General features: G+C 47.7%; 22 protein-coding genes and 1 pseudogene. 12 read left to right on the top strand and 11 right to left on the bottom strand.

Going from position 1 to position 23,645, the window contains the following annotated elements; all coding sequences use genetic code 11:
• Positions 1 to 75 precede the first annotated feature (75 nt).
• Both OLMES_RS06735 and OLMES_RS06730 read left to right on the top strand, forming a co-directional pair.
• Positions 76 to 1,701 (top strand): methyl-accepting chemotaxis protein, encoded by a 1,626-nt coding sequence (locus OLMES_RS06735; RefSeq protein ID WP_087460560.1) that lies wholly within the window; start codon positions 76 to 78, stop codon positions 1,699 to 1,701.
• 106 nt (positions 1,702 to 1,807) lie between these two features.
• Positions 1,808 to 2,308: a DUF2489 domain-containing protein gene (locus OLMES_RS06730; protein WP_157678194.1), complete on the top strand. Its 501-nt coding sequence runs from the start codon at positions 1,808 to 1,810 to the stop codon at positions 2,306 to 2,308.
• Here the strand turns inward: OLMES_RS06730 and OLMES_RS06725 are convergent.
• From OLMES_RS06725 to recG, 3 genes are all read right to left on the bottom strand, one after another.
• Positions 2,302 to 2,553, bottom strand: a complete 252-nt coding sequence (locus tag OLMES_RS06725; protein WP_087460558.1) for a hypothetical protein — start codon at positions 2,551 to 2,553, stop codon at positions 2,302 to 2,304. The two genes, OLMES_RS06730 and OLMES_RS06725, sit on opposite strands and share 7 nt — an antisense overlap.
• Positions 2,554 to 2,825: 272 nt before the next feature.
• Positions 2,826 to 4,223, bottom strand: a complete 1,398-nt coding sequence (locus OLMES_RS06720) for an HDOD domain-containing protein (RefSeq protein ID WP_087460557.1) — start codon at positions 4,221 to 4,223, stop codon at positions 2,826 to 2,828.
• Between the two features lie 101 nt (positions 4,224 to 4,324).
• A complete protein-coding gene (gene recG / locus OLMES_RS06715) occupies positions 4,325 to 6,406 on the bottom strand; it encodes an ATP-dependent DNA helicase RecG (protein WP_332454929.1) in 2,082 nt (693 codons plus the stop codon).
• 139 nt (positions 6,407 to 6,545) lie between these two features.
• Here recG and OLMES_RS06710 point away from each other — a divergent pair, with 139 nt between their 5' ends.
• Entirely contained in the window at positions 6,546 to 7,460 is a 915-nt protein-coding gene (locus OLMES_RS06710; RefSeq protein ID WP_087460555.1) for a Rossmann-fold NAD(P)-binding domain-containing protein, read from the top strand.
• Positions 7,461 to 7,605: 145 nt separating this feature from the next.
• Here the strand turns inward: OLMES_RS06710 and OLMES_RS06705 are convergent, their stop codons facing one another.
• The 4 genes from OLMES_RS06705 to gmk all read right to left on the bottom strand — a co-directional run bounded on the left by OLMES_RS06705 (position 7,606) and on the right by gmk (position 11,629).
• Positions 7,606 to 7,989, bottom strand: coding sequence for a RidA family protein (locus OLMES_RS06705; RefSeq protein ID WP_087460554.1), 384 nt, complete (start codon positions 7,987 to 7,989; stop codon positions 7,606 to 7,608).
• 99 nt (positions 7,990 to 8,088) lie between these two features.
• A complete protein-coding gene (locus OLMES_RS06700) occupies positions 8,089 to 10,260 on the bottom strand; it encodes a RelA/SpoT family protein (RefSeq protein WP_456299500.1) in 2,172 nt (723 codons plus the stop codon).
• Between the two features lie 306 nt (positions 10,261 to 10,566).
• A complete protein-coding gene (gene rpoZ, locus OLMES_RS06695; protein ID WP_087460552.1) occupies positions 10,567 to 10,779 on the bottom strand; it encodes a DNA-directed RNA polymerase subunit omega in 213 nt (70 codons plus the stop codon).
• 220 nt (positions 10,780 to 10,999) lie between these two features.
• Positions 11,000 to 11,629 carry a guanylate kinase gene (gene gmk, locus OLMES_RS06690; RefSeq protein ID WP_087460551.1) on the bottom strand — a complete coding sequence of 210 codons (630 nt, stop codon included), beginning with the start codon at positions 11,627 to 11,629 and terminating at the stop codon, positions 11,000 to 11,002.
• A 249-nt stretch (positions 11,630 to 11,878) separates the two neighbouring features.
• Between gmk and OLMES_RS28805 the strand changes: the two are divergent.
• From OLMES_RS28805 to OLMES_RS06665, 5 genes and pseudogenes are all read left to right on the top strand, one after another.
• Positions 11,879 to 13,006 (top strand): annotated as a pseudogene (locus OLMES_RS28805) (7TMR-DISM family protein); the annotation flags it as partial.
• Entirely contained in the window at positions 12,992 to 13,669 is a 678-nt protein-coding gene (locus tag OLMES_RS28800; RefSeq protein ID WP_332454943.1) for a GGDEF domain-containing protein, read from the top strand. The pseudogene OLMES_RS28805 and the gene OLMES_RS28800, both read left to right, overlap by 15 nt.
• 98 nt (positions 13,670 to 13,767) lie before the next feature.
• Positions 13,768 to 14,091, top strand: coding sequence for a helix-turn-helix domain-containing protein (locus OLMES_RS06675; RefSeq protein ID WP_456299499.1), 324 nt, complete (start codon positions 13,768 to 13,770; stop codon positions 14,089 to 14,091).
• A gap of 254 nt (positions 14,092 to 14,345) precedes the next feature.
• Positions 14,346 to 14,870, top strand: coding sequence for a type IV toxin-antitoxin system AbiEi family antitoxin (gene abiEi, locus OLMES_RS06670; RefSeq protein ID WP_087460547.1), 525 nt, complete (start codon positions 14,346 to 14,348; stop codon positions 14,868 to 14,870).
• A 28-nt stretch (positions 14,871 to 14,898) separates the two neighbouring features.
• Positions 14,899 to 15,786: a nucleotidyl transferase AbiEii/AbiGii toxin family protein gene (locus OLMES_RS06665; RefSeq protein ID WP_087460546.1), complete on the top strand. Its 888-nt coding sequence runs from the start codon at positions 14,899 to 14,901 to the stop codon at positions 15,784 to 15,786.
• Positions 15,787 to 15,875: 89 nt separating this feature from the next.
• Here the strand turns inward: OLMES_RS06665 and OLMES_RS06660 are convergent, their stop codons facing one another.
• Complete coding sequence (locus OLMES_RS06660) at positions 15,876 to 16,742, bottom strand: YicC/YloC family endoribonuclease (protein ID WP_087460545.1); 867 nt, start codon at positions 16,740 to 16,742, stop codon at positions 15,876 to 15,878.
• Positions 16,743 to 17,061: 319 nt separating this feature from the next.
• Here OLMES_RS06660 and rph point away from each other — a divergent pair, with 319 nt between their 5' ends.
• On the top strand, positions 17,062 to 17,784 hold the full coding sequence (gene rph, locus OLMES_RS06655) for a ribonuclease PH (RefSeq protein WP_087460544.1): 723 nt from the start codon (positions 17,062 to 17,064) through the stop codon (positions 17,782 to 17,784).
• Positions 17,785 to 17,877: 93 nt separating this feature from the next.
• Here the strand turns inward: rph and OLMES_RS06650 are convergent, their stop codons facing one another.
• Positions 17,878 to 18,654, bottom strand: coding sequence for an exodeoxyribonuclease III (locus tag OLMES_RS06650; RefSeq protein WP_087460543.1), 777 nt, complete (start codon positions 18,652 to 18,654; stop codon positions 17,878 to 17,880).
• Positions 18,655 to 18,921: 267 nt separating this feature from the next.
• Between OLMES_RS06650 and pyrE the strand changes: the two genes are divergently transcribed.
• Entirely contained in the window at positions 18,922 to 19,563 is a 642-nt protein-coding gene (gene pyrE, locus OLMES_RS06645; RefSeq protein WP_087464359.1) for an orotate phosphoribosyltransferase, read from the top strand.
• Between the two features lie 56 nt (positions 19,564 to 19,619).
• On the opposite strand, the gene OLMES_RS06640 is transcribed toward pyrE, so the two are convergent.
• Positions 19,620 to 20,387 carry a sulfite exporter TauE/SafE family protein gene (locus OLMES_RS06640; RefSeq protein ID WP_087460542.1) on the bottom strand — a complete coding sequence of 256 codons (768 nt, stop codon included), beginning with the start codon at positions 20,385 to 20,387 and terminating at the stop codon, positions 19,620 to 19,622.
• Positions 20,388 to 20,656: 269 nt separating this feature from the next.
• Between OLMES_RS06640 and OLMES_RS06635 the strand changes: the two genes are divergently transcribed.
• Complete coding sequence (locus OLMES_RS06635) at positions 20,657 to 21,310, top strand: coiled-coil domain-containing protein (protein ID WP_157678192.1); 654 nt, start codon at positions 20,657 to 20,659, stop codon at positions 21,308 to 21,310.
• A 112-nt stretch (positions 21,311 to 21,422) separates the two neighbouring features.
• On the opposite strand, the gene OLMES_RS06630 is transcribed toward OLMES_RS06635, so the two are convergent.
• Positions 21,423 to 21,791, bottom strand: coding sequence for a hypothetical protein (locus OLMES_RS06630; RefSeq protein WP_087460540.1), 369 nt, complete (start codon positions 21,789 to 21,791; stop codon positions 21,423 to 21,425).
• 365 nt (positions 21,792 to 22,156) lie between these two features.
• Between OLMES_RS06630 and pap the strand changes: the two genes are divergently transcribed.
• Entirely contained in the window at positions 22,157 to 23,644 is a 1,488-nt protein-coding gene (gene pap / locus OLMES_RS06625; RefSeq protein ID WP_087460539.1) for a polyphosphate:AMP phosphotransferase, read from the top strand.
• Position 23,645: the final 1 nt, after the last annotated feature.

The following is a 23,645-nucleotide window of genomic DNA, read 5'->3' as shown; positions in this document are numbered from 1 at the left end:
GGACATTTTTTAAACACCCCATCATTTTTAAAACTATACTGGTTAAAAAGCCGGCAAATAAAGAATGGTGGCGTTATGAATTGGCTCGAAAAAAGTCTAATGAACCGAATGGTGTTAATCATCGTCCTCGGAAGCTTGGGTGTTGCTGCAGCGGCAACCTATTACTACAGCAAAACGGAGCGTGGATTTACGCAGTTTGATCGCTTGGTGCATCAGGAAATCGCCAACGAACGAGCAATTTCCGCCATGCTGTACGACTTTAAAGTGCAGGTACAGGAGTGGAAGAATGTCTTACTCCGGGGCTACAAAAGTCAGGATCTGGACAAGTACTGGAATCGCTTTCAGGAAAAAGAACAACAAATTCAAAACCAGGGACAAACACTACTAAGTAACCTGGATTTCCCTCAAGCCAGGGATACCACCTCCAGATTCCTCGAATCACACCGGAAAATGGGGGCCGCTTACAGAGCGGGCCTGGACAGTTTCAAAAAAAGTAACTTTGATCCGAAGCAAGGCGATCAAGCCGTTCAGGGCATTGATCGGGAGCCCTCAAAACTGCTCGAAACCGCTGCAGAGCTCTTGGCAGAGAGGGCAGCCAATACAACAGAGCAGATCGGCAAGACAGTCCATACCGCTGCGCTCTGGTCATTCATCCTCTTATTCATATCCATTGCGGCGTTCGGAATAGTTGCACTCTTTTTTATTCGACGTTCATTCATTCTGCCAAGTCGACGACTGGCCAGAATCATCGAAGAGCAAAGTCACGGCAATCTAAAATCGACTATCGATATCGACCGGCAGGACGAACTGGGCCAGCTGGCAAGTGCCGCTCGACGATTAAGGGATTTCCTGCAAGCGATTGTGAGCCAAATGGAAGGAAACTATAACAATTTAAATGAAATCTCGAACCGGCTCACCTCGTCATCAGGAGATGTACAAAGATCGGTTGACCTCGCACACCAGAGCACGGATCAAATCGCGACAGCGATGCAGGAAATGACCCATACCGCCCAAGAAGTCGCGAGCCATGCTCAATCCGCCGCGACTCTGGCGACTGATGCCACAACAGCGACATCAGATGCAGTACACAATATGCGTCAGGCACAAAGCGCGATCAGTAAACTGGCCGAGCAAGTAGAAGATACCGCCTCGACTGTGCAGAAACTCGCTACAGACACCAACAATGTTGGCACCGTCCTGAGTGTTATTCGAGGCATCGCTGAACAAACGAATTTATTGGCCCTCAATGCCGCCATAGAGGCTGCCCGAGCAGGAGAACAAGGGCGAGGTTTTGCCGTTGTCGCCGATGAAGTACGGAGTCTCGCCAGTAAAACCCAGGAATCCACAGAAGAAATTGAAGAAATCATCGTCAATGTCCAGTCCGGTGCAAGTGATACCGTCAGGGTCATGTCTACCAGTCGGGAACATACCGGTCAAAGTGCCGAACTATTTAATACCGCCTCATCCAAACTGGATAGTATCTCAAGCTACATTGGACAGATTAATGATATCAATACACAGGTGGCCACCGCGGTGGAAGAACAAACTCACGCCTCAGACGATATCACCCGAAATATTCATTCAGTGGTTGAGATCGTAGAAAGCACGGCGAACAGTGCTCAGAACACACGTTTGATTGCCAAAGATGTCGCGACGATGGCAGAACAAGCCAAAGCCCTGGTTGCACGATTTAACGCCTGACACCGTGCCCGCGCCCCGTCCAAAAACGTTGGTGTGAAATTGGCATCACACCAACGTTACCGTTACAATTCGCTCCTGACAGATTTTTTCAGCGAGGAGCACACTTTTGGCATTAACATCAAGCGAATACTGGTTACTCAGCTTGTTAGGCATTCTATTATCCATTGTTCTCGCGCTCACCATTCGGCAACAATACCGGAAAATCCGTCAAGTACAGGCCCAGCAGGCTCAAGTACTGGAGAAACATATCCAGCAGAAGTCCGAAACCTGGCAAAGTATCCAGATTATCGCGCGCTGTATTGATGCACAGCAGGTTGATTTGGCAGAAGGCTGTATTCGAATCAAGGTATTACTGGACGCGGTGCAACCCGACCTTCATCAGGATGCTCGCTTTGAAATATTCAATCAGGTTTATGAATTAACCGAGCATATGCCTACACACGGGGCAAGAAACGAAATGGATAAGCGTTTCCGCTGGAAACTGGATAAACAACGCTATGCCATTGAACATGAACATCAGGAAGCGATTGAAACTGCAGCCAGAGCACTGCTGGAGCACATCCAGCAGTCAGGGCATTTAACATCTTCGCTCGAGCGTAATCAGTGAGTCGCGCCCGGCTTGACAATACCGCGCATAACCAGCTCTTCAACCAGTTGTGGATCAAGCTCATGGCAGAATCGACGGAAGTACTGCTGAATAACAATATCCGAAGATGTAGAAGACTCCGTGAGCAATTCCATACGCGAGTTTTCTTCCGACAAACGATATCGCTTGCCATACTTTTTACGGAACTGATTCTCCAGTTTCTGAAGATGAAAAATGCTGGCTTGACTGAAAATGAATTTTTCCATAGCGAATACCTACCTTTAAAAAACGTCAGTGCAACACACTGCGAATTAATCTGTCGTTACTGAATAATATAGCGCTCAAAATGTTTGATGTCCCGCATGGCAAAATGTGACCGAATCGAAAAAATACATTTTGCAATACTTATAAGCCACTGAATCATAAGATTTTTAGAATTTTTACATTCATTTTGAGGCTACAATTTTCTACACGATGATACGTTTTTTTACCTTCCGGTCAGGCCGCATTATTTTTTCTAAAGACTTTCAGTCAATGCCTATGGGCTTTCCATCATACCAGCCATGCGGAGTATCTCATCACGGGCTGCGGCCAGATCCGCAATCACCTCTTCGGCCCGCTCCTGCTCCAGCTCCAGAAACTCATAGAGCTCCGCAGGAACATCTTCATTCACCCCAATCGCAATTCCATTTTTAACCAATAACGCTCGAGCCACAAACAACAGACTAGAGTATTTCGCATTGCCACCACGGAACTCCGGGTTCTTCTGATGACGCAACGCCATTACAACTTCTTCCGGAATATTCCAGATTTGCATCAATTTACTTCCCACCTGTTCCCGGGTAATACCGATGAGATAATGCTCGACAAACGCATTATCCAGATGCCGGTTGGCTTCAACGTAACGACAGATCAGCGTAAAGTGCGGCGGAAATACGTGCGCCAATACAAGGTAACCCAGGTTATGCAGCAATCCCGCCAGATAAGTCAGACCAAATTCCGGTCGACTGTCCCGAGGGATCAGGTTAACCAATGCACCACAAGCCGTTGCCATCCAGACGGCCTGATGCCAGTATGGGGTAAGCCCCTCCGGTTCGTCTTTAGGCTGAGCCAGTGTTTTGCCCAATGCCAGACCCATTGATAAATTCATTACCAGTTCAAAGCCCAAAACCCGAATAATGGCATCGTGGACAGATTTCACTTTCCCCGGTGCAGCATAAAATGACGAGGACGCCCAACTCACTACCTGAGCCGAAAGAGAGGGGTCCATTTCGACCACATCGGACAATTCGTTGATGCCCGCTTCCGGATCTGCACGCAGATGAATAATGCGCTGCGCAGTTTGCGGTAATGGCGGCAGCTCCAAAGTATCTTCCAAACGCTGCTTGATACGTAAATAGGTGAACTTCTGAATCGCCTCGTGGATCTGAGCCACATCTTCAGAAGGATCACACAGATTCGCTTTAATCAAATGCAAGGGTACCGCAAAGCTTTCAACTTTGGCTTTTTCAATCACCGTGGCAAACAGATCACTGGAAAAGCGAACCAGTGATTCTCCATCACCGGCAGCAACAAATATCTGTTCCATATTGAGTACGGATTGATCCACGATACAAGGCAGACCGGTGATATCCGGCAATGCAGGCAGGTCGACCAGGCTGTGTCGGACACGGATACTTTCAACATCATCAGGTGACAATGCCTGGAGATTTCGAGACGTTTGCGAGTTTAGCTTGTCAACATCCAGCAGGGCGTTATAGGGCATGATAATCTGTACTCGCCCCAGAACATCATGCATCAAAACCGAAATAACGGTCTGATCCAGAACTTCAGGGCTTCTTACCACAATATCCGCAGTTTCGGCCCCTTGGTTGGTTTGGCTGTAAGTGTTCTGATATCGATCAATCAGGTCGTGCACAGTGGTGGGAATGGCCATCAAAATCTCTCATTTCTTTCAAATAGCAGGGAATTCTTTCAGTTTAGACCAGAACCACAACTTTTCATCCACTTGAACGGGACAAGCGATTCCTGATTTTTTTACACTTCAGCATAGGCCGCCCGATCACCGATCCACCGGTGTTTAAGCTGCTCACGCAGGACATGTGGAATCGTCGGAGCAATGTCTTTGATCACTGGCAACCAGTTTTTATCACGTTCCAGATCTGACATGTGAAATTGCATCAGTCCGGTCTGACGCGTTCCCAAAACCTCTCCCGGACCACGCAGTTCAAGGTCTTTTTCGGCAATCACGAAGCCATTATCACTATCACGCAGCACCTGCAGGCGTGCCCGTCCGGTTTGGGATAGCGGCGGGGAGTACATCAACACACAGAAGCTGGCAACATGCCCCCGCCCTACTCGCCCCCGCAGCTGATGCAACTGCGCCAGACCCAGGCGCTCAGGATTCTCAATAATGATCAGCGATGCATTAGGCACATCAACCCCCACTTCAATCACCGTGGTCGCAACCAGCACATCCAGCACACCGGTCTTGAACGCATCCATTACCTGAGCTTTCTCCTGGGCTTTCTGACGTCCATGAACCAGACCGATCTTCAGGTCGGGTAAGGTCTGTTGCAGCAATTGATGGGAAGCCTCTGCCGCCTGACATTGCAATGCCTCAGACTCTTCAATCAGCGTACAGACCCAATAGGCTTGCCGTCCCTCACGGCAGGCATGATGTACTCGGGCAATCACTTCTTCCCGCCGGGATGCAGGAAGCACAACCGTTTCTATTTTTTGCCGTCCCGGTGGCAGTTCATCGATAACACTGGTATCGAGATCTGCATAGGCACTCATCGCCAGGGTTCGGGGTATCGGCGTTGCTGTCATCACCAATTGATGGGGCACTAAACCCTCAACGCCTTTTTCTTTTAAGGCCAAACGCTGATGGACACCAAAGCGATGCTGCTCATCCACCACTATCAATGCCAAAGCCTTGAATTTAACATCATCCTGAAAGAGTGCATGGGTACCGACAACGACATCCACTTCGCCCTCAGCCAATTCTGCCAGTACCTTATCCCGTTTTTTGCCTTTTACTTTACCGGCCAACCAGCCAACTGTGATACCCAAGGGTGTCATCCATTGCTGAAAGCTGCGCAAGTGTTGCTCTGCGAGAATTTCAGTCGGCGCCATAACGGCCGCCTGATAGCCTTTTTCAACAGCCCGTAATGCCGTGAGTGCTGCCACGACCGTTTTTCCGGAACCAACATCCCCTTGCACAAGCCGGAGCATGGGGATCGGCTTGGCAAGATCCACAGAAATATCATCAAGCACCCGCTGCTGTGCCCGAGTCAATTGAAACGGCAAGCCAGCAAGCATCTGAGCTCCATAAGCTGATTCCGTCTGAGCATTCTCGACAAGCACCGCTGCAGGATGAACCTGAATGGATTCCCGCACTGACAATAAACTGAAATGATGAGCCAGCAATTCTTCAAGCACAAACCGTTGCTGGGCTGGATGTCGAAACGCCACAAGCGCCGATACATCTGCTCCAACAGGGGGGTGATGCAAATAGGAAATCGCTTCATTTAACTCGGGAAATTGATACCGGGAGATTAGCTCACCGGGAATAGAATCTTTCAATGGGTGCCGTTTCAGTAATACCAATGCCTGCTGACAGAGCTGCCGCAAGCGGGTTTGTTGCAGCCCTTCAGTTAACGGATAGACCGGGGTCAACTGCCCGTCCAACGGTGGCGGAGCCGAAGCATCAACAACCCGGTACTCCGGATGGTACAACTCAAACCCTGTCCGCCCCATGCGCACTTCACCAAAACAACGAACAAAAGCCCCCTCTTGCAGTGCACGCGACTGTGCGGCAGAGAAATAATAAAAGCGAAGCGCGACAGCGCCCGTCTCATCTTGAAGCACAACTTCAAGGCTTCGACGTTTACCTTGGACGACTCGATTTCGAGCAATACTACCTTGAAGCTGAACCAGATCGCCCGCCTGAATCTTTGAAACAGGCCAGATTCGCGAACGGTCCTCATATCGAAACGGCAAATGAAACAATAGATCCTGAACTGTGGCGATCCCCAGTTTCTGCAACTTTTCCTTAACTGCCGCCCCCACCCCCTTGAGTTCACCGATATCCATATCCGATAAGTTAACCGCCAATGTCAGACTCTCCCCGTAACCTTATGCATTTCGCTTAATGTACGCTATGATTCCACCGGGTTCAAAGTCTGGGACTGCAATAGCTTGATTTTCAGCTCAAAATTCGTGAATCAGAATAAGATACAGGCAGAAAAAACACATGACCTCATCTGTAACCATTATTGGCGGTGGAAAACTTAGCCAGCCTGTTGCCGAGTTTTTTCAGCAACAATACCCGGTGACCGTGCTGAAGCGCACCCCACCAAACAGCACTGGTGAGCAAAACGATTCGCCCGCAGCACACATACAGGAGATCGGCTATCGGGCAGCAGATATTACTGATATTGACTCCATTCGATTCAGCCTCCCGACGGAGACCACCCACCTGCTCTATTGTTTGACCCCGCCCGCGTTTACCGAAGAAGCTTATCAGCAGGTTTTCCCGGAGGGGTTGAGAAATTTACACCAGGTTTTAACAGAACGGGGGCAAACGCTGGAACGTCTCTTTTTTGTCTCCAGTTCCGGGGTTTACCATCAGGATAACGACACCGTTGTCGATGAGAGCTCAGAGATTGCACCAACTTCATTCTCCGGAATCGCACTGAAAAGCGCGGAAGCGTTTATTAAGGATCACTTTACCAGCACGATCATCCGCTTTTCAGGAATCTATGGGGGCAACCGTACCCGGCTGCTCAATCAGGCATTACAGGGTGAACTGCCGGAAGTCCCGCACAACCCTTTCACCAACAGAATCCATGAACGGGATTGTATCGGCGTGTTGCAACACTTAATGGCAAAGTCGCTTGCGGGGGAGACATTGGAAAACCTGTACCTTGCAACGGATTGTGAACCCGTGCGAATCAATACTATGCGAGCCTGGTTCAAAGCGCATTTGGAATGTGCGCCGGATCAGCCTGCGACGGAACCATTCCGCAGACGAAATGGCAGTAAACAATGTCGCAACTCAAGACTGTTGAGTTCAGGCTATGATTTTATTTATCCAAATTGGCGAAGTGGCTATCGTGAGATGATCGAAAGATTAATGCCGGAGAAGATTGCCGAACCGTTTTTTTGATTCAGCAGACACTCATACCAGCTAGAAGAAAGTTACCGGGTAGAAAAAAGTTACCGGATAGAGGGAAGTTCGAAGTCGTGAGACTCAAGCCGTGCATGGGGCTTGAGTCACCACAGAGAAAGTCAGATATACCGTGCAAAACGGATTACAGCGCCAAAACACCGTCCATCTCGACTTCCGCGCCTTTTGGTAAGGCTGCAACACCTACCGCTGCACGAGCAGGATAAGGCTGCTCAAAGTACGTGGCCATAATTTCATTGACCGTTGCGAAATTACCCAAGTCAGTCAAAAAGATATTCAATTTAACAATATTCTGTAAGGTTCCGCCGGATGCTTCACAAACCGCTTTCAGGTTTTCGAAAACCTGTTTGATCTGCTGTGAAATGTCCCCACCCACCAATTCCATTGATTCCGGGTCTAAAGCAATTTGCCCTGACAGATAAACGGTATTACCCACTTTAACGGCCTGTGAGTAGGTTCCGATTGCTTTGGGGGCATTGTCCGTCTGAATAATTGATTTATTGCTCATAATCGTCCTATTTTATGTTGAACCTGTTATCGAATCAGTTAACGCTCCAGCGAGCGTTGCTTTACTCAGTAATAAGCGCACTTGGAGAGTATAAGAACCTCAAGCTCGAACACGTGTAATATTGGTCACCGCCCGCACATTCCGGATGCGTTTCATCACCCGTGCGAGATGTTTCCTGCCACTGACATGAATTACGAGCGAAATAATACTCAACTTGGCATTTTGCTCTATTACACTAATGTGCTCGATATTGCCGTCAGCTACGGTGATTGCCGCTGCGATCTCGGCGATAATTCCCCGCTGCCGCTCCAGCTCCACGCGAAGCTGAACCGTAAACTCATCGGTGATGTCTTTCGCCCAGCTGAGGTGAATCGAGGGGTTATCACCCGCGAGGTGCTGTTCAACCTTGCTGCAACTGTCAGAGTGAATGATCATGCCCGATCCAGAGTCCATCACGCCCACAATCGGGTCCCCAGGTATGGGCTTGCAACAGTGAGCGAAATTCACCATCAAGCCTTCCGTGCCTTTAATCGTCAGCGTCGATTTAGGGCTGTCATCACGTGTCAGCTCAACTTCCTGCTCGGGAACATGACTGTCTTCCTGAACCAATTGTCGGCCGATGATATAGGCCATTCGGTTCCCCATGCCGATTTCTTCCAGCAAGGCATCAAAGTTATCAACCTGATTGTGCTCTACCACACGTTGTTTTTGCACTTCAGAAATTTCAGAGAGCTTCTTATTGAAGCTTTTTAGCGATCGTTTGATCAAAGCCTTGCCTAAATCATGGGCCTCGGCCTGACGCTGATGTTTGAGGTAATGGCGTATCCCGCTTTTTGCTTTTCCGGTCACGACAAAGTTCAGCCAGGATGGACTGGGCTTTGCGGTAGGCGCAGTGATAATCTCCACAGTCTGACCACTACTCAGGGGCGCGCTCAACGACCCCAAATGCTTGTTAATCCGGCAGGCAACGCAGGCATTCCCAATATCAGTGTGAATCGCATAGGCAAAATCCACTGGTGTTGCACCTGCGGGCAATTCCATAATTTTACCCTTGGGCGTGAATACATAAATCTCATCGGGGAAAAGATCGATTTTTACGTGTTCGATGAACTCCAGGGAGTCGCCCGCGTGCTCACGCATTTGCATGAGTCCCTTGACCCAACGATCAACCCGGGTGAAGTTGGCGGAAATCGCGTCTGAATCTGCCGTTTTGTAGAGCCAGTGGGAAGCAATACCATTATTGGCAATCTCTTCCATTTCCTGAGTTCGGATCTGAATTTCAATGTTAACGTGCATACCAAACAACGTGGTATGCAAAGATTGATAACCATTCGCTTTCGGCATGGCGATATAGTCTTTGAACCGGCCCGGAAGCGGTTTGTAGAGGCTGTGTACAGCACCTAATATCCGGTAACAATCATCCTCACTCTCGGTGATAATTCGAAACGCATACACATCCATTATTTCATGGAAAGATTTGCGCTTGCTTTTCATTTTCTGGTAAATGCTGTTTAGATGCTTTTCGCGGCCAACGATTTTGCCCGGCAGCCCCCGATCTTTCAGACAATTATCCAGGCGACTGCGAATTTCGGAAATAATTTCTCGATGGTTGCCTCGCAGCTTGTCCACTGCTTTGCGGATATATTTGGCTCGCATGGGATGCAGAGCAGCAAAGCCTAAATCCTCAAGCTCGACCCGAATGGTGTTGATCCCCAGCCGGTTGGCAATCGGGGCGTAGATATCCAGAGTCTCGGTGGCAATGCGGGTGCGTTTTTCAATCGACAGCGGGCCGAGTGTCCGCATGTTGTGCAATCGATCCGCCAGTTTGACCAACATGACCCGAATATCCCGCGCCATGGCGAGTGTCATTTTCTGGAAATTTTCGGCCTGAGCTTCAGCTCGGGTCCGGAATTCAATCTGGGTTAACTTGCTGACACCGTCCACGAGGTTCGCTACGGTCTCACCAAATTCAGACGCCAGCTCATCCCAGGTTACCGGGGTATCTTCAATAACATCATGCATCAAGGCCGCCATCAAACTCTGGTGATCCAGGCGCATGTCAGCAAGAATTGTAGCAACCGCTACGGGATGGGTGATATAGGGCTCGCCACTACGTCGATATTGTCCATCATGTGAATCTCGCGCCTTAATAAACGCGCGCACAACCCAATCGACCTTGTCTTCATCAAGGTACTCTCTGACCGCTGCGATTAACCGGTCGTAACCGGTAATTCCCATACTTTCCTGGGAGACTAATTCTTCAACTGACACAGTAGGCGAAATCTCTCAATTCATAGACGCAAAACCATTCAAACCATTTTGCAGTGAAGCAATTTTGCAGTAACACATTTTTGCAGTAACACAATGTAAAAAGGACTTTAAAAAAAAACAGGCCCTTTACTACAAACTCCACTTGATGGTATCCATTTATTACCGGTGATTCAAATTATCCAACGAAAAAAACCCGAAGGAGATCCATTCGGGTTTTCCCTGGCACCCGGAACAAAGGGTACCCCGATACCGTATTCCAATTCCGCCCCTGATTTTGGCAATCAGTGCGGCTACGTTATCGCCAGATCAGTCGTCTTCTTCCTGATCCAGTACAACTTTTGAGATATGGCCCGCCGCGATTTCCCGCAACGCAACAACAGTCGGCTTGTCATTTTCCCATTCGACTTTAGCCTCTTTTCCACCTGTTGCCAATTGCCGGGCTCGCTTTGTCGCGACCATAACCAGCTCAAAACGGTTATCTACATTGTCCAGGCAATCTTCTACGGTTACTCGAGCCATAATACCCTCATATCAAATCTGAAAATTCGTTAGCGGAAGCTAAGTGAAGCACGCCAGTTTAATCGATTATTACCTACATTCCAACTGCAAATTACACAGATAGCAAACAGAATTTTGCTCTTCAATCAATCAATCAATCAATCAATCAAGAAAAAAATTGGAATCCGTTTTTATATCTTCAACAATTTCGAAAGCCGCTAACTGAGAGGCAAATAAATACCTATGCGGAATGGCCACTCAATAAATCTTTCAAGAGACCTTGATGTTGCTCCCGCTGTCGATCAATTCTGACCCGGTCAGCAATTATAACCGAAGCCATTTCATCCAGTGCCGTTGTAAACTCATCATTGATAATAATAAAGTCGTATTCCACGTAGTGACTGACCTCGCTTTCAGATTGCGCCATTCGTTTTGCAATCACTTCCTCCGAGTCCTGTCCACGATTGGACAAACGCTCCATCAATGCGGCTTTAGAAGGAGGCAAAATAAAAATCCCAACCGCTTCCGGCATTAACCGGCGAACCTGTTGTCCACCCTGCCAGTCAATTTCCAGAATTACGTCTACTCCCTGGTCCATCTGTGCACGCACCCAGGCTTCAGACGTACCATAATAGTTGCCAAACACTTCCGCATGTTCGAGAAAGGCATTTTGCTCAATCATCGCTTTGAATTCGGCCTTGTCGACAAAATTATAGTTAACACCATCGACCTCCCCCGGACGCTGTGCACGGGTTGTGTGGGATACCGAAACCTGAATCCCCTCCATCCGCTCCAGCAACGCCTTAACCAGACTGGTTTTCCCCGCACCGGAGGGTGCAGACACGATAAACAATCGACCTTTAGCTGACATAACTCTTCTCTGATTCAATTCTGTTGTTAATTTAACCCAGCGAGACAAACTCACAGCGGAAAAAGCGGGGGATGGTACACTATTTCTGAATATAGTTGGAATTTCAGAAAGAACGTAATCGAATTCTATCGTGTTCGGTTTGAATGCTTACCAAATCCGGGATAACAATTGATAAGATCGCTAAAAGTTGAACCGTATTGTTCCTGTGCCTATCCTTAAACCCAAGTAGTCGAAATTGGGCCAGAAGACATGCTAGTGCGGCTTCAACTCATTACCATACTCATCATTATTCCCAACATAGCGGAGTCAGTAGAGCTGCCCGTTCCGCTAGAGCGATATGATCTGGCCCGCAATATTCAGTACTTCGAAGACCCCAGCCATAAATTAACCATCCGAGATGTCAGGCAACTGACTGACTGGAAACACTCCCAACAAGCAGTTTTTAATCAAGGTTACAATGACTCGAGTTGGTGGCTGAAAATTTCCATTGAGAGTACTCAGAGCAACTCAAATGAATACTATTTGGAAATTGCCTACGCCGTTATCGATTAAATTGCGGTATTTTTTGTTCAAAATGACAAAGTGGAACAACATATCGAAACCGGCGATAAAGCCCCCTTCCAGAATCGATTAATCCAGCACCGATTCTTCATCATTCCGGTCAATCTCCGGGAACACGAGTCCCTTGACCTTTATTTGAAAATAAAAACCAGTGGTTCCGTACAAGTCCCGCTCGTGCTTTGGGATAAAGAACAGTTTCTGACCCACGAAAGCCGAACCACCATTTTAAACGGACTTTTCTTCGGAACGATGATTATTATGTTCCTCTATAATGGACTGATTTGTATCATCCTCAGGTCAAAAACCTACCTCTTTTACATCGGCTATGTCATTTCAATGGTCATCATGCTCGCAGGCATGGGCGGGTATAGTTTCCAGTACTTGTGGCCAAACGGGACACAATGGAACGACCAGTCCATTCTGGTCGCGCTCTCGTGCATCGCCATTTTTGGCATCTTATTCTCCCAAAACTTTCTGCAAATACAAAACTATACGCGGTTAGCCAATACACTATCCAACGTACTCATAGTGTGCGCATTGAGTATCTTCCTACTCTCCTTTCTTGTACCTTACGCTCAGTTGATTCGCGAAATGGTCGTGCTCGCGATTGTAAGCTGCATTTTTATGTTTATAACCGCGATCTATTGCTACCTGAAAGGCGCAACTGCTGCGAAATATTACATTGCGGCCTGGTCTTTTATGCTGGTGGGCTGCACGGTACTGGCTCTAAACAAGCTGGGAATATTGCCCTCAGTCCTGCTGACCGAATACGCAGCACACATTGGATCATCCATCGAAGTCATGATGCTGTCTTTCGCTCTGGCAGAAAAAATAAACAGGGAAAAGCGTCTACGAATCCTCGCTCAGGAGCAAGCACTCTCGATCCAGAACAAATACAATGCCAAACTGGAATCCACCGTTGCAGCCAGGACACAAGAACTCGAAGCGCTCAACTCTCAATTGCTGCAACTCAGCACAACAGATTCACTAACCGGACTGAAGAACAGGCGATACCTGGATCAATATCTGAATGAGGAGCTGGCAAGACTGGCGCGATCTCAGAGACCTATGGCGGTATTACTGCTCGACATTGACCATTTCAAACAGTTTAACGACAGCCACGGGCATCTCGCTGGCGATGAATGCCTGAAGCGCGTGGCCCTATCTCTGGAAAGCTGCATTCGCTGGCCGAGCGATCGCGCAACCCGTTATGGCGGAGAAGAGTTTTGCATTGTATTACCCGAAACCCATGCAGAGGATGCACAAAATGTTGCTGAACGCATTCGCAACAAGATTGAAACACAAAAAATTGAATGGGAGGGAAAAGCCATATCAATTACAGTCAGCATCGGCGTCCAGATTGCTGGCCAGGACTTCCAGGGTTCTCCCACCAACCTACTCTCCCTTGCTGATCAGGCACTCTATGCCTCAAAACAAAACGGGCGTAATCAGGTCACACTATCCTCGGTCACCTGTTAGCGCTAAAAATAGCAATATTGAAAGGTTCTATCGAGAAAACATTCAATCCCCCCAACATTGGATACAGTGGTATCCAATTCTGGCTTTTTAGCCATATAATGGACACAATTGTATCCACTTGGTTCTTGCGAATGAATTTTACATTACTAGATGATACCGATGTAAGCCAAGCCTATGCTGCTTATTTGCGAGCGTTACGCCAACAAGCAAAACTGTCACGAAATGCGTTGGCAGAACGCAGCTGTGTGCCTGCAGCCACCATTAAGAAATTCGAGCTGACCGGGCAAATTTCATTCCGCCAATTGCTGTTGCTTTGGCAGACACTCGACTCATTGGATAGGCTCTATCAGCTTACACAACCTGACAAAGAGCGCGCTACTATGCCCACTAGCATTGATGAGGTGCTAAAAGATGAGTTTTAAACCGATTCAGAAACTCAACGTAGCCCGTACATTAAGCTCAGGTGAGCCTTGTTGTTTGCGAAGAGGTCGAAAAAAGCAGAATTACTTTCCTACGCTCTGTTAAGGATACCGGCGTGACTCGCCCCTTAAATCGCCAGACTTAAAAAGATCTACAAAACATTACTTTTTAGGTAATAACTTGTAGACCTTTATCTTGCTTGAGTCCAACATAAGGTCTACACTAAATTACTTATTTAGAAATTTAATGTAGACCTATGACCAAGTCTAGTAAGCTATTAAACGCATTAGCTAAAGCGGTGAACGCCGGCGGAGGCATTCACAGTACAACAGAGCTTGCTTTTATGCTTGGAGTTCCTAGTGACCCTGCCTTTATAAAGTTCCTATCAGATTGCGTAAAAAGGGGGCTATTAAGACGAGTAGTTAAAGGTTTCTATGAAAGCGTTATTACACCACCTGAGCCTGAGACTGCCATTTATAAAATCATCAAAAAGCTGCGCAGTGGCGTATTGAACTACATCAGCTTAGAAAGTCAGCTCAGTTACACAGGCGATATTTCACAAGTCGTGATGGGCAGAGTCACTGTGGTCACTAAAGGCCGAAGTGGTTGTTTTGATACGCCTTATGGCGTGATTGAATTTACCCATACTAAAAAGCCGGTCGAGCAAATTGCGCCTAATTTGTACTATGACCCCGACATCAAAATGTATCGCGCGCGTAAAGAACAAGCGATTGCAGACCTGAAGCATTGTCAGCGCAATCTACATATGTTGGAGAGTTAAGTGTGGGGAAGCGTGTGGGAGAGAAACTATGCTGAAGCAGCAAATTCGCCAAATCGTCCAGGCAAACCCGGACTACGCAGCAGTGACACCCGTCATAGAAAAGGAGATCTTGCATCATGACATTATGGATGTACTGATCAAACAAGGCGCTATGCAGCGATTAACCTTTATTGGTGGTACCTCGTTACGCATGTGTTACAACAGCAGCAGGCTATCGGAAGATCTTGATTTCAATGGCGGGCACGATTTCAAACCCTCTGAGTTTGAGGGGCTGGAGTCCCAAATTCAAACCTACATTCAGAACAAGTATGAAACAGAAGTTTGGGTAAACAAACCCTCCGGCGAACAGCAAGGAAATACCGTTTCTTGGAGAATTAGTATTGTGAAAGAGGCTAATCGACCTGATTTGCCACGGCAAAAAATGCATATTGACGTCTGTGCCATTCCGTCATTCGATATCGAAAAGCGCCCGTTAATCAATCATTACGACATCGTTGTACCAACTGAAGGGATCTTGGTGCCGGTACAATCTTTACAAGAAATACTGGCCGATAAGTTGATCGCGTTGGCGTATCGTGCAAGGCGAATCAAGCCTCGAGATATCTGGGATATTGTTTGGATAAAGCAACGCGGCATTAATCTATCCAAGGCACTGGTTGAAAAGAAACTCATTGCCAGACAGAAACAAACAGAAGACTTTCATCAAGCATTGTCTATTCAACTGGGCAAGCTGATGTCGGAAGATGAAGTACATAACGATTTCAACATGGAAATAAGTCGCTTTATCCCTAAGCAAATTAAAGAGAGAACTCTCGATAATCCTGAATATTGGACGTATGTTCAGAGTGAGGTAAAGGCCATCGCATCGGAGTTACTTAATAACGAAACACCCAAAAAACCATTTGATATGGGATAGTGATTGCTTGGGGCACCCATTAAAAACTAAAGCCCTGCATTTACAATGAAATAACAGGGCTTTTAGACATTCTTGGACGAGCCAAAAAACTATTCGATATTTTGCACTTGCTCTCGCATCTGTTCGATCAATACTTTGAGTTCGACTGCGGCGCGGGTGGTGTCGGTGACGATGGACTTGGAGGATAACGTGTTGGCTTCCCGGTTTAGCTCTTGCATCAGAAAGTCCAGTTGGCGACCGATGGGTTCTTTCTTTTTCAGTACATCGCGAACTTCGTTGACATGGGCTTGCAGCCGGTCAAGTTCTTCTGCGACATCAGACTTTTGTGCGAGGATGACCATTTCCTGCTCGACCCGTTCGGAGTCCAGTTCACCTTTTAATTCCGACAACTTATTAATCAAATTATCCCGCTGTTTATCCAATATTGCGGGTAACACACCCTTTACTTCAGCGACAATTGCTTCAATTCGGTCCAGGCGGGTGCTGATCATGGGTGCCAGCTGAGCACCTTCTTTTTCCCGGGTTTCGATAATCCGGATCAAGGCATTTTCGTAACCTTCGATCGCAGCCTGGCGCACCGGGGCCAGATCCTGTTCAACGGATTCAAGTACACCTGGCCATTTCATAATTTCCAATGCACTGACATGGGCGGGGTTGTCCAAAACCCGATTCACTTGATTTGCTAATTGATTTAACTCGACGACCAACTGATCATTGAGTGCAAAGCCTGCAGCACCACTTTCACGGGGCTGGTATTTCAGAGCACTTTCCACTTTGCCTCGTCCCAGATACTTGCGCTGAAGTTCCCGAAGCGCCGGCTCGATTTCACGCAGGCTCTCGGGCAGTTTAAAATGCGGCTCAAGGTATCGATGGTTCACGGACCTGACTTCCCAGGTAAGCGTACCCCACTCTTGCTGGCTATCGGTACGGGCAAATGCAGTCATGCTGCGAATCATACATCCCTCTCTATGCTATCCTGTAGCGTTTGTGAACAGACTTGAACTCGAAACAACTATTCTAATGCAATAACAACGAATAACAATGCTACTCTCATGTTACAATGCAAATTCACCCAAATTTCAGCTCGATTCGGCACCGCTTTAACACGCCGGATGTGGGCGCAATTAGTGCTCAAATCGTCATGCGATACTTTCGGGTTTGCTGGCAATTGAAAATGCTTCGCTACACATTCGAGCACTAATTCGGTTTAACAGTCAGTAACACGACTTAATAGACACTCACACGAACAGACAAACGTTGCTTAAAGGATAAATTATGAGACCAAGCGGTAGACAACCGGATCAGGCGCGCGATATTAAAATCACCCGTAATTATACGAAACATGCTGAAGGGTCGGTGCTGATCGAATTTGGCGACACAAAAGTGATCTGTACTGCAACGGTCGAAAGTGGCGTACCACGCTTTCTGAAAGGATCGGACCAGGGTTGGATCACAGCTGAATACGGGATGCTGCCTCGCTCCACTGGCTCAAGAATGCATCGGGAAGCCGCACGAGGCAAACAAGGTGGACGCACGGTCGAAATACAACGCCTGATCGGGCGATCACTTCGTGCAGCCGTAGATCTTAATGCATTGGGCGACTTTTCCATCACGATTGATTGTGATGTCATTCAGGCTGACGGTGGCACACGCACCGCATCCATTACCGGCGGCTGCGTTGCCTTGGCCGATGCCTTGAATACCATGGTGAAAAATGGCCAACTGAAAGCATCACCCTTGAAGCAAATGGTGGCCGCGATATCCGTGGGCGTTTTCGAAGACACTCCAGTATTGGATCTGGATTACCCTGAGGACTCTCAGGCAGAAACCGATATGAACGTTGTCATGACGGATAAAGGTGGTTTCATCGAGGTACAAGGAACTGCGGAAGGGGATGCATTTTCCCAGGAACAATTTGATGCAATGCTAAGCCTGGCACGGAAAGGCTTGAATGAGCTTTTCACCCTGCAACAAGCTGCGCTAAACGACGCCGAGTGAAGCCCACTGGATACGCGAACCTGATTTGATTTTTACTTAAGTGAAAGGCCTTGGACAGAACAGTCCAAGGCTGATACAAGTTGCCTGCCCGCATCAGGGCATTTCAATGTCATAATCCACGATCAGCGGTGCGTGATCGGAAAAACGTGTTTCAGAGTCGATAAATGCATCCAGAATGGTGTTGCGAATACCTGCAGTTGCGATCTGGTAATCCACTCGCCAACCGGCTTGCTTACGCCAACCTTTCGCCCACATCGGCCACGCGGTAAACTGGTTTTTATTGCGATTTACTTCGCGGAACGCATCAACATAACCCATGTTGTCAAACACATTATCAAACCATCCGCGTTCATCCGGATAAAAACCGGAGACCTCCATTTTGTGGAATTTTGTGCTGGCGTCAGTCACCAAATGCGCAGTCTGGAAATTCCCGGCGAATATAAACTGTCTGCGTTTACGCAGTGTTTTTTGCAAATGATCGCCGAAGGCCTGAAAGAAGGCATCTTTTTCTTCCTGACGATCAGCGTTTTCCAAGGCACTCGGGGCCAGTATTGTCGCTACGCTGACATTTTCGAAATCAGCCTGCAGGAAGCGGCCTTGTCGATCTGCAGGTTCATAGGCAAACCCATACATGATCGCCTTCGGAAAATGGCGGGTATAAATCGCAACCCCACCCTGCTCAACATCTTCAGCATCCAGGAAATAAGCTTCGAACCCTTCTGGATGGTAGATATCATCGTCAAACTCATACACTCGTCCACGGATATCCTGAACGCAAACCACGTCTGCGTCCTGACGCACCAGCCAGTCGAAAAAGCCATTCTCTGCAGCCTGTTTCAGGCCGTTAACACTAATTGATACTACCCTCATAGATGTTCCCTGATTCAGTTTGCGTGTATGATACCGAATTCACAATTATGTAAAAAGAACTGATTTGAGATTATTTAAGTACGACCGTACTCATCTAGACATCCATATGGTTTTACACCTTGAATACGCAATGGTAAAGAGGGTATCGCTAATCGGTTTACACTCCCGGAAAGGGCGGGAATGGTACTGGTAATTGGATAAAAAAGCTACTGAATGTCAGGTTCGGCAATAAAATCAGATTCGGCGACAAAAAAGGTAATGTTTACAATGCAAGACTATCAAAAAGAGTTCATTCGTTTCGCGATTGAAAACCAGGTTCTGAAATTTGGTGAGTTTACTCTGAAATCCGGACGAATCAGCCCTTACTTTTTCAATGCAGGCTTGTTCAATACCGGTGCCAACTTGCTCAAGTTGAGCCAGTTTTATGCTGCAGCGATTCAGGATAGTGGCCTCCAATTTGATGTACTTTTTGGACCGGCTTACAAAGGCATCCCCCTAGCCGCCACTACCGCCACGGCTTTGGCTGATCGTTTTGACCGGGACACGCCCTATGCATTCAATAGAAAAGAAGCAAAAGATCATGGCGAAGGCGGTAATATTGTGGGTGCTGCCCTTACCGGCAAGGTTCTGATCATTGATGATGTGATTACGGCAGGAACCGCTATTCGTGAGGCACTTACGCTTATCAAAGCTCAAGGTGCGGAACCAGGAGGCGTTGTTATCGCCCTGGATCGCCAGGAGAAAGGGCAAGGCTCGCTCTCTGCGATTCAGGAAATAGAACAGGAGTTCAATATCCCTGTAATTAGTATTGTTAATCTTAAACAGATTCTCGAGTTTCTTGAAAGCGACCCACAATCAGGCCGCTATGCCGACAGTGTCGCTCAGTACCGCAGTCAATACGGCATTTAATCGCTGAATACTTGCGGGGCTACACTGCCCCGCTGGTACCACCGGATTCTATCAAATCAAACGAGTCCATCAACAATCAACGAAAGCCCGACGCAGACGGTGACAATCTCAAACATACGTTTGACCAATTGACTGCCTTTGGCAATTGACCAGTGTGCACCGAGGTAGCCTCCCACCAATGCGCCAACAATTAATGCCGGCAACCAGCTCCACTGTACCGGGGTTTGCAAGGCCAGAGTGACCGCCCCTATGCCATTCCAGAACAACCCGACCAGGATTAAGGTGTAAGCCACTGCACGTTGGTAATCCAGGCCAAACCACACCACCAGCCACAAGGTAACGAACAACCCGGTTCCGGAGGTAATGGAACCGTTCAGAAACCCGATAAAAAACAACACTGCCGCCCCGATTATCCAGCCAGCCGTGTTACGATTTTTAACCTCTGACGACATGCCCAGGGAGGGGGAAAACCGGGAGTACAACCCCAACCCCAGCGTGACCACTCCTAACACGAACCGGGCGATGTGATCTGGAATGGCCAGAATAACGTTTGCCCCCAATACGACACCGGGCAACCCTGCTGCCAGAATATAACCCGCAAACCGGAAATCCAGTCGCTTTTCCCGAATATGTCTGATGGTCGCCCCCACCCCAAGGGCTACGCTGGCAATTTTGTGCGTGCCCAGTGCCGTTGAAAACGCAAGCCCTAAAAAAAGCAATGCAGGAAGCTGAAGCAATCCTGCACCACCACCCGCTAATGCGGATAGACCGTTAGCGATAACGGATACAAATAGCAACAATAGTTGCTCAAATAGAAATTCCATTCCAGTCCTTTTACTGACACTCTCTAACTGACACGATTGTCCGATCTTACTGCGACAATTGTGCGATTCATGTTTTCGACTATTTTGGGCCACACCTCTGGATACTCGAGCGCGATATTATCAGGGTTTGCCGAAACAGCTTCAATAGCGCCGTTTTAAACCGAAAATCAGGGTAGATTTGATGCGGGTGTTACGGCCTCTTTTAAGATAGTGAATATCTGTTATGCTTGTAACAGTATTTCATTTTATGGCCGATCATGCAGTTACCCGTGCGTCTTAGAAAACTAACCTTTATACCTGTACTCAGCTTACTTCTCGCGTCGATTGAACCTGCATCGGCAGCGAAGGTATTGTATCGTTATAAAAATAACGAAGGTGTTATCGTGCTGGGCGTAAGTATTCCAAAGGAGTTCCAGAAAAACGGCTATGAGATATTGAACATCAAAGGTCGCGTCCTTGAAACCATCCCTCCTGCTCTGACAGAAGAGGAAAAGGCCGATTTACGTCAGCAACGGCGTGATGATCGAGTCGCTAAACGAAGAAAAGAAGAGCAGGATAAAATTGACCGACAGCTGCTTCGCATGTACAGCCACCCGGATGATGTCATCAAAGCCTTGACCCGTAAACTACGGGATATGTCAGGGGTCAAACAGCTAAAACAGGGCACAATTTCGTCTCTGAGAAGCGAATTGCAAGACATCCAGGAAGATGCAGCAGAGCGAGAGCGATCTGGCAAAACCATTCCAGAAAAACTGCTGACTAAAATGGATGACATCGAAATTGAAATTCAATCTCTGAAATCCGAAATCGAAAAGCAGGAAAAAATTATGGAATCCATTCGGCAGGATTACCTCGACGATATCAATCGGGTGGAATTCCTGACCCGAAAGAACCCGACACTCCCTATACCCGAAATTCCCTGAGGGCGAAGCTTAAACAGAAAAACCCACAATCGTGGGTTTTTCACAAACTCCCGATGCCTGATATTCACATATCATCGCTTCGGGAGTTTAGCGCTTCCAGAATCAGACAGTATTAAGCTGTCGCTTCTTCTGATGCTTCTTCTTTCTTGGCAGCTGCTTTCTTAGCTGGCTTTTTTTCCGCAACTTCTTCAGTTTCTTCAGTTGCTTCACCTTCGATCGTGCTGTCTACTTTACCCAACAGATCGCTGGTGTACTCACCAACTTTCTTGTTCATACCACGAACGAACTCGTAAACGCTGGTCGCTGCATCATTGTGTGCAGATTCCAGATTTTTGAAAGAGTAGGTTTTAACTTCAGCTTCTACTTTTTCAGCGTACTCGAATGACTTCTGAGCCAGCGACTTGTGCTGCTCTTCAATCATGTTGATTGCTTTTTCGATTGACTCTTGAACTTGCTCTTGAATTGACGTCAGTTTGCCCATTTTTTGATTCTCCCATCTTACAACGGTGCACACAGAATATTTGAAAGCGCTCTTGCTCTCAGTCCCTAATTCACGATTGACGATAAACTTTTAAATTAGAATATTCATACTAAAACCAGGCCCGTTTTTGGCCAAAACGCTGAGGTAACAAGGTGAACAGGGTGTCTTGTTTTTCCTGGCATATCGCCTTGGCATTCGATTTACAGATTGATTAAATCTCTGTTATTTTTTTTACCTTGGCATGATGTAAATCAAACGCCGAACGGTCATCTCTCCCGTGTTTTGAACTATTCTGTGATAAGGAGCCCTGCAGCTTTGTGTTAACGAACTGTTTACCCTCATCACAGCACTGGAGCACACACCTTATGTTCGAGGCAGCGGAATTAGGTCGAAAGCTGGATAAAAAAACATTCAAAGATTTGGTCACACCGCTTCGTGCTGCGCTTTTGCAGGAACAGTTCAAGCTTTCCGCCAAAAAACGACCCGTCATCATTATTGTTGAAGGGGTTGATAACGGTATCAAAGGTGAATTAATCAATCGCCTGAACGAATGGTTCGACACCCGGGGCCTTGAAGTCCACGCCTTTGGTCATAAAACTGAAGCGGAACACGAACGCCCCCGTTTCTGGCGCTATTGGATGAGTCTGCCGGCACGAGGTCGAATCGGTATATTTTCCAGCTCCTGGTACACCGGTACACTTTATGAGCGCACCTTTCGCAAACTCAGTGCCCGCAATTTCGATGTGCACATGAAGCGCATCAGCAGCCTGGAAGAAAGCCTTGCAGCAGACGGCGCATTAATCCTCAAATTCTGGCTGCATATGTCGAAAGACATTCAACGCTCCCGGTTCAAACGCGTGAAAAAAGAAAAAAAGACCCGCTGGATGGTGTCAAAAATGGATCTGGCACTGCATGACAACCACAAGAAGTATATTCAGGCCGCGGAACGGGCAATCAGAATGACCGATAATGCCAACGCCCCGTGGCTTATCGTAGAAGCAGAAGAAGCACGATATCGGGATGCGACGGTTGCGCAGACCATTTTGAAAGCCCTGGAGGGGATGGTCGAACAGACAGAAATCTGTTCCGACGGAGATAGTGTCGCGCGCCTGGTACCACCAGCGGGTACTCATAAAACAATTCTCGACGGGATTGACCTGAGCCAGTCTCTGGGAAAAGACACCTATTCGTCCCGTCTTGATGAATTGCAAAACCGACTGACGCAGTTAAGCTGGCAAGCCTACCATCAGCAAAAGACCACGGTTATGGTATTTGAGGGTTGGGATGCCGCCGGAAAAGGCGGTGCCATTCGCAGGGTGATGAATGCAGTTGATGCGCGGATTGCCCAGGTTATATCCATAGCAGCCCCGACAGATGAAGAGCTCGCCCACCATTATCTGTGGCGTTTCTGGCGTCATATTCCCCGTGCCGGACGTATGATCATTTATGATCGCAGCTGGTATGGCAGAGTACTGGTCGAGCGTGTTGAAGGCTTTGCTCGCGCTCCAGAGTGGCGCAGGGCTTATCTTGAAATCAATGATTTTGAAGAGCAGCTTACCGAGCATGGTTTCAATCTACTGAAATTCTGGATTCACATTGACCCCGACGAGCAACTCACGCGCTTCAAAGAGCGAGAACAAATACCGTACAAACAGCACAAAATCACAGATGAAGACTGGCGTAATCGTGAGAAGTGGGGAGCCTATGAACTTGCGATCAATGATATGGTCGCACGGACCAGTACAGACTACGCTCCCTGGACCCTGATCCCGGGCAACGACAAAAAACTTGCGCGCATAAAAGTACTGGAAACCGTTTGTGAACGCCTGGAAAACAGTCTGGGAAAGCGCTGAA

Source organism: Oleiphilus messinensis (genome assembly GCF_002162375.1).
In the GTDB taxonomy this organism is placed as follows: Bacteria; Pseudomonadota; Gammaproteobacteria; order Pseudomonadales; family Oleiphilaceae; genus Oleiphilus; species Oleiphilus messinensis.
This window is presented reverse-complemented; position numbering and strand designations above follow the sequence as displayed.